The 5,699-nt window shown below is 57.5% G+C and carries 5 protein-coding genes; 3 read left to right on the forward strand and 2 right to left on the reverse strand.

What is annotated here, in order from left to right; genetic code table 11:
- Nucleotides 1–167 precede the first annotated feature (167 nt).
- The 3 genes from HZB29_07350 (at nucleotide 168) to HZB29_07360 (ending at nucleotide 4,792) form a co-directional block, all read left to right on the forward strand.
- On the forward strand, nucleotides 168–1,232 hold the full coding sequence (locus HZB29_07350; GenBank protein MBI5815411.1) for a hypothetical protein: 1,065 nt from the start codon (nucleotides 168–170) through the stop codon (nucleotides 1,230–1,232).
- Between the two features lie 19 nt (nucleotides 1,233–1,251).
- Nucleotides 1,252–2,478, forward strand: a complete 1,227-nt coding sequence (gene nifS / locus HZB29_07355; GenBank protein ID MBI5815412.1) for a cysteine desulfurase NifS — start codon at nucleotides 1,252–1,254, stop codon at nucleotides 2,476–2,478.
- A 115-nt stretch (nucleotides 2,479–2,593) separates the two neighbouring features.
- On the forward strand, nucleotides 2,594–4,792 hold the full coding sequence (locus HZB29_07360; GenBank protein ID MBI5815413.1) for an SLC26A/SulP transporter family protein: 2,199 nt from the start codon (nucleotides 2,594–2,596) through the stop codon (nucleotides 4,790–4,792).
- Nucleotides 4,793–4,827: 35 nt separating this feature from the next.
- Here the strand turns inward: HZB29_07360 and HZB29_07365 are convergent, their stop codons facing one another.
- Together HZB29_07365 and HZB29_07370 are read right to left on the reverse strand one after the other, a co-directional pair.
- On the reverse strand, nucleotides 4,828–4,992 hold the full coding sequence (locus HZB29_07365; GenBank protein MBI5815414.1) for a hypothetical protein: 165 nt from the start codon (nucleotides 4,990–4,992) through the stop codon (nucleotides 4,828–4,830).
- 22 nt (nucleotides 4,993–5,014) lie between these two features.
- Complete coding sequence (locus HZB29_07370; GenBank protein MBI5815415.1) at nucleotides 5,015–5,383, reverse strand: hypothetical protein; 369 nt, start codon at nucleotides 5,381–5,383, stop codon at nucleotides 5,015–5,017.
- Nucleotides 5,384–5,699 lie beyond the last annotated feature (316 nt).

A 5,699-nucleotide genomic window follows, 5' to 3' on the forward strand; every position in this document is an offset into this window, starting at 1 on the left:
AAATTCTACAGATTCTGAGCCTCACAATGTTCGAGAAAACCCCGTTGGATCAACTGCTTGCGGAAACTGTCATAAACGGATTTCAGCCGGTTTCAGACAATCAGCTGTTTTTGTTCGACTAACGTTGGGACACTAGTGATAGAGTATATGTATTGATGGAGAATGAAGTGGCGGTATTAAGCGAAATAGAAGTGAATGGCGCCTCCGTGGCTGGGGCCGGTGTGAAGGTGAAGGCCATAGGGCTTTTGTCCGGAGGATTGGACAGCAACCTTGCCACCCGCATAATGCAGAGGCTTGGATTCGACGTGACGGCGCTTAATTTCATGAGCCCGTTCTGCACCTGCACCCGCAAGGACCACGGGTGCAAAAACGAGGCGAAACGGCTTGCCGAGGAGCTTGGCATCCCTGTCCGGGTGGAATTCATGGGGAAGGAATATATCGGCCTTGTGCGCAATCCGAAGTTCGGGTACGGCAAGAATATCAATCCCTGCGTGGACTGCCGCATCATGATCTTCCGCAGGGCAAAGCAGATAATGGAGGAGACCGGGGCGGCGTTCATATTCACAGGCGAGGTTGCCGGCCAGCGCATGATGTCCCAGAAGATAGACAGGATGAGGATGATAGAAAAAGAGGCGGGGCTGGACGGGCTTGTGGTGCGGCCGCTGTGCGCAAAGCTTCTGCCCCCGACGGTCCCGGAGTTGAACGGCACACTGGACAGGGAACAGATGCTGGCGATCCACGGCCGGTCGAGAAAAGAGCAGGTGCGCATCGCAAAGGAAGAGTTCGGGATGACGGACAACCTGTGTTCGTCCGGCGGGTGCCTGCTGACAGACCAGCATTTCGCCAACAGGATGCGGGACCTTCTGGACAACGACGTAGAAGCGGGGGTGAAAGACGCCAGGCTATTGCGGCTTGGAAGGCATTTCCGTGTCAGCCCGGAGGTGAAGCTTGTGGTGGGCAGGGACGAGGAGGAGAACAAGCGGCTTATGAGGATGGCCGGTGACGAAGATTTCATATTCTACGCCGCCGAGGTGAACGGGCCGCTTGCCGTCGCCAAAGGGAAGCTTAGCCGCGAATCAATCGGCGTCATCGGCGGGGTCACCGCCAGGTATTGCGACGCAAAGGACGCGCCGAGCGTGAAAATAGAGTATAAGAAGAAGAAAGAGGCCGCCGCCTGGACAATCGAGGCTGCGCCCGCCGATGAAGAATCGCTAAGCCGGATGCGGCTATAGCGCGGTATGGAGGATCGCCATGAGTGACACCCGCTTTGTATATCTGGACAACAACGCCACAACGCGCATACACCCGGAAGTATTGGAGGCCATGCTCCCTTACCTGAAGGACAATTTCGGCAATCCGTCGTCGGCCCATCACCACGGCAGGGCGGTGAAGGCGAAAATAGGCGAGGTGCGCGAGATAGTGGCGTCTGCGTTGGGGGCGGGCCCCTCGGAAATATATTTCACGTCCGGCGGCACGGAGTCCGACAATCTGGCTGTGAAGGGATTTGCGTGGGCCAACCGGAAAAAGGGAGGGGGCCGTGTGATCACCTCCGCCATAGAGCATCCGGCGGTGCTTGAGCCGTGCAAGTATCTGGCGAAAAACGGGTACGACATGGTTAAACTGTCGGTGGACGCCTCCGCAATCGTAAGCGTTGAAGAGGTCCGTGATTCGATTGACGAGAACACGGTGCTTGTGAGCGTGATGCACGCAAACAACGAAGTCGGCTCTATCCAGCCAGTTGAGGAAATAGCCAAAGCGGCGAAGGAAAAAGGGGTGGCCGTCCATACGGACGCGGTGCAGACATTCACGAAGGTCCCATTCACTGTGGACAGCCTGGGTGTGGACCTGCTTTCCGTTTCCGGCCACAAAGTCAGCGCGCCCAAAGGAGTGGGCGCCCTTTACGCGCGCAAGGGGACGAAGATGCATCCACTGGTCCATGGCGGCCATCATGAGCGCGGAGTGCGCGCCGGCACGGAGAACGTGGCGGGGATCATCGGTTTGGGCAAGGCGGTGGAACTGGGCATGGCCAACCTGGAAAAGAACGCGGCGCACCTTAAGAAACTGAGGGACGAGCTTGAGCGGCGCGTGCTGGACGCCATCCCGTTCGTTCGGGTGAACGGCCACAAAAAGCTCCGGGCTCCGGGCACTACGAACCTGAGCTTTGAATGCGTGGAAGGGGAGGCCCTCTTGATAAACCTGGACATGAACGGTATAGCCATATCCACGGGCTCGGCCTGCAGCTCCGGATCGCTCGATCCGTCCCACGTGCTTATGGCGATGGGCATCCCCCACGAGATCATCCACGGCAGCCTGCGGTTTTCCTTCGGGCATGAGAACACCATCGAAGACGTGGACTATGTGATGGAGCGGCTGCCCGGCGTCATAAACAAGATCCGGGACATATCGCCGCTGTGGGATTCCGCAAAGCAACGCGTGATATCGCTGGAGGAAGCGTCCGGCGGAGCGAGACTGAGCTGATAGTCCGGTTGCGTCACGACCGTCCATCGTAAACAAATAATCCCGTTGAACCTTATCTTTAAAGCTGTATAATCTGCCCTTTATCATCACTGCATACTGGCATGGACAGGGTCGCTTGAAAAAACTATTGGGCTCAAAAGCCGCGGCTGTGGCCGCCTCTGGCTTGATCAGCGGCATGCTTATCGTCGTGTTCTCCATATCATCCGCCGCCCTGGTCTTTTCCGGAGGGATCGCAGGCCACATAAACCAGGGGATAGGGATCGCGCTTTTCGGCGCGGCGGTCACGAATATCATTATCGCGCTGACAAGCTCATACCAGGGCTCCGTGTCGTCGCCGCAGAGCGCCAACGCGGCCATCCTGGCCCTTGTCACCGCAGGGGTGGCCGCAGCCATGCCCGGAGCCGGCCATGGGCAGGTGATGGTGACGATAATGCTGGCCATCGCGCTGGCCACGTTTCTCAACGGCGCGCTGTTCCTCGGGCTTGGAGCGCTCAAACTGGCCAATTTCGTCCGGTTCATACCATACCCTGTCATCGGCGGTTTTTCAGCCGGCGCGGGATGGCTGATGACGAAAGGAGCTGTGGGGGTCATATGCTCTGTTCCTTTCACGATGGCGGATCTTCCATTGCTCGCGCAGCCCGGCGCGGCGATGAAGCTCTTCAGCGGGGTGTTTTTCGCCTTCCTCATACTCTTTTTCATGCGCCGGGTGAATCACTTCCTGGTGTTGCCCTTGATGCTGCTTTGGGGAATGGTCTTCTTTTACGTCGCCATGTTCGCCATAGGGGGGAGTGTTGAAAGCGCCAAGGCAAACGGGTGGCTGCTGGGGCCGTTTCCGGCTGGATCGCTTTGGGAGCCCATGTCGCTTGACGATCTGGCGGGGGCGGACTTTCTGGCGATCGCATATTCCCTGCCCCACGTCGGTTCGCTGCTGATTATAAGCCTCATATCTTTCCTGCTCAACGCCTCCAGCGTGGAAGTGCTCATCAAAAGGGACCTCGACCTTAACGACGAGCTCAAATACGCAGGTATCGCCAACCTGGCCGCCTCGGCGGGCGGCGGGATGGCGGGGTTCCATTCCCTTTCCGTGGCGGCCCTGAACAACAGGATGAACGCCGAAAGCCGTGCCGTGGGGCTCATCGTGGCGGCTATCTGCCTTGTGGCGATGTTTTTGGGCGCCTCGGCGCTCTCTTATATGCCAAAACCTGTCATCGGTGGATTCCTCCTTTATGGAGGGGTGGATTTCCTGATCACATGGATCGTGCTGGCCAGGTCCAAGCTGCCCAAGGCCGACTACCTTGTGGTGATGCTCATCCTGGTGGTGATCGCTTCCATAGGGTTCATCGAAGGGATAATAGCGGGCATACTTTCCGGCATCATCCTTTTCGTGGAAAAATACAGCCAGGTGAACGTCGTGAAAAACGAGCTTACCGGCGAGAATTTCCACAGCAACGTGGAGCGCTCTTTCCGCATGACGGAGGCGCTCAAGAAGAACGGGGCGCGGCTTTACATCCTCAAGCTCCAAGGTTTCATATTTTTCGGCACAGCCAACAACCTTTTGAGCAGGGTGCGCGACAAGATAGAGAAAGCCGGTCCAGCCGCCCAGCTTGGCTATGTGCTGTTCGATTTCCGCCTCGTCCACGGGCTGGACTCCTCGGCCACAATGTCCTTCACGCGGCTTAACCAACTGGCCGAGTCCAAGACGATAAGGATTGTGATGGTCAGCGTCGCCCAGAATATCCTCCGGCAATTCGACCAGGCGGGCATAACCTACAACGACGGCGGGACATTTTACGTGTACAGCGACCTGGACCGGGACCTTGAGTGGTGCGAAAACCAGGTGCTCTCCGAAATGAAGCAGGTGGCCGGTCACGATGACGACTCGATGCTTCAACGGATGCGCCGCGAGATGTTCGGCGATGATGATTGGAAAATATTCGAAAAATATCTTGAGAAAGTGAGCGTTGAGGGCGGCCACAAGCTTATACGCCAGGGGGATCCGTCCGATTCCCTTTATTTCGTGGAGGCGGGCGAGGTGACCATATTGCTGGAGCTTTCGGACGGGAAGACCATCAGGATCCGCACCATGGGCGCAGGAACAGTGGTGGGGGAAGTGGGGATGTACATGAAGAACAAACGCACCGCCACGATAATCGCAGAAACAAAGAGCGTCCTGTGCAGGATCACAAGCGAGTCGATCGAGCGCATGACAAAAGAGCACAGCGCCATCGCAATGCGATTCCACAACTTCATGGCCCGCACCCTCGCCGAGCGCCTTTCGGACACCAATAAAATGTTCACCGCGCTGCTGGACTGATTCGTCCGGCGTGATTATTCCGCAAAGCTCCAGGCTTACTCCCACGGCCATTCCCATCCATCCCGCCGCCCCCTGATGGCGCCATACCAGTCCGCCAGCGCCTTGTGCCGTCCGGCGCACTGGTGATACAGGGCGTAGTTCTCCACAGCGGTTTCCAGCGCCCGTTGCGGCGGAACAGCTCCATCGCCGATGGTGCGCAACGGAGCGCACGGAGCCGCCAGTTCAGCGGGGGGCGTAGGCGGCGTGGGGCAGGCCCATTGCCGCCCGGTCGTGCAACCTGCCCCAAACAGGGCCAAGGTCAGAACAGCCAGCGGGAGTTTCATATATTTTCACTTTCTCCAAAATCGTCTGTGTGGCGGAGGTAAGACTCGCCTCGTATGCGTTGCTCCGGGCCACAGCTTTAATGGCGTCGCTTTCCCATTTGCGGCGCAGGTCATCGGCCTGTTTTGCGGCGGCGATTATTTCGTCCGCCTGGTTGGCCTTGATCCATTTGTACGCCGTCACAGCGCCCGAGCCGAAGCCGACGGCAAGCGAGATGGTGACTACGGCGATAAGCCTGGAAAGCGGATTGGCGAAAAATGCGGCTAACATGGAGCCATCCAGAGTAGGCAATTGACCACAGAGGCACAAAGACACAGAGATTGGAATCCGTGGTCAGGCGACCACGGGGAAGCAACCAATCCGCGCGACTGTGCGTCTTTGTGGTGAAAGGAATGTTCATGGATCCTCATCATTCACCCCCCCGGCCTTCGGCCACTCCCCCTTGGCAAGGAAAGCTTTGCATAATTGCTTTTATGATGCTATATTATATTACCAATAGTAATACAATATATAGCTGGAGGCGAAATGAACCGTAAATCGGGGCAGTTGGGGTTTTCAGACGCCGTTGTCGAGCAAAGGCGGTGCT

The organism is Nitrospinota bacterium (assembly GCA_016235255.1).
In the GTDB taxonomy this organism is placed as follows: domain Bacteria; phylum Nitrospinota_A; class UBA7883; order UBA7883; family JACRLM01; genus JACRLM01.

Excerpts from the sequence above, each read along its gene's own strand:
- nifS (MBI5815412.1), top strand. The coding sequence starts at position 1,252 with ATGAGTGACACCCGCTTTGTATATCTGGACAACAACGCCACAACGCGC.
- HZB29_07370 (MBI5815415.1), bottom strand. The coding sequence starts at position 5,383 with ATGTTAGCCGCATTTTTCGCCAATCCGCTTTCCAGGCTTATCGCCGTA.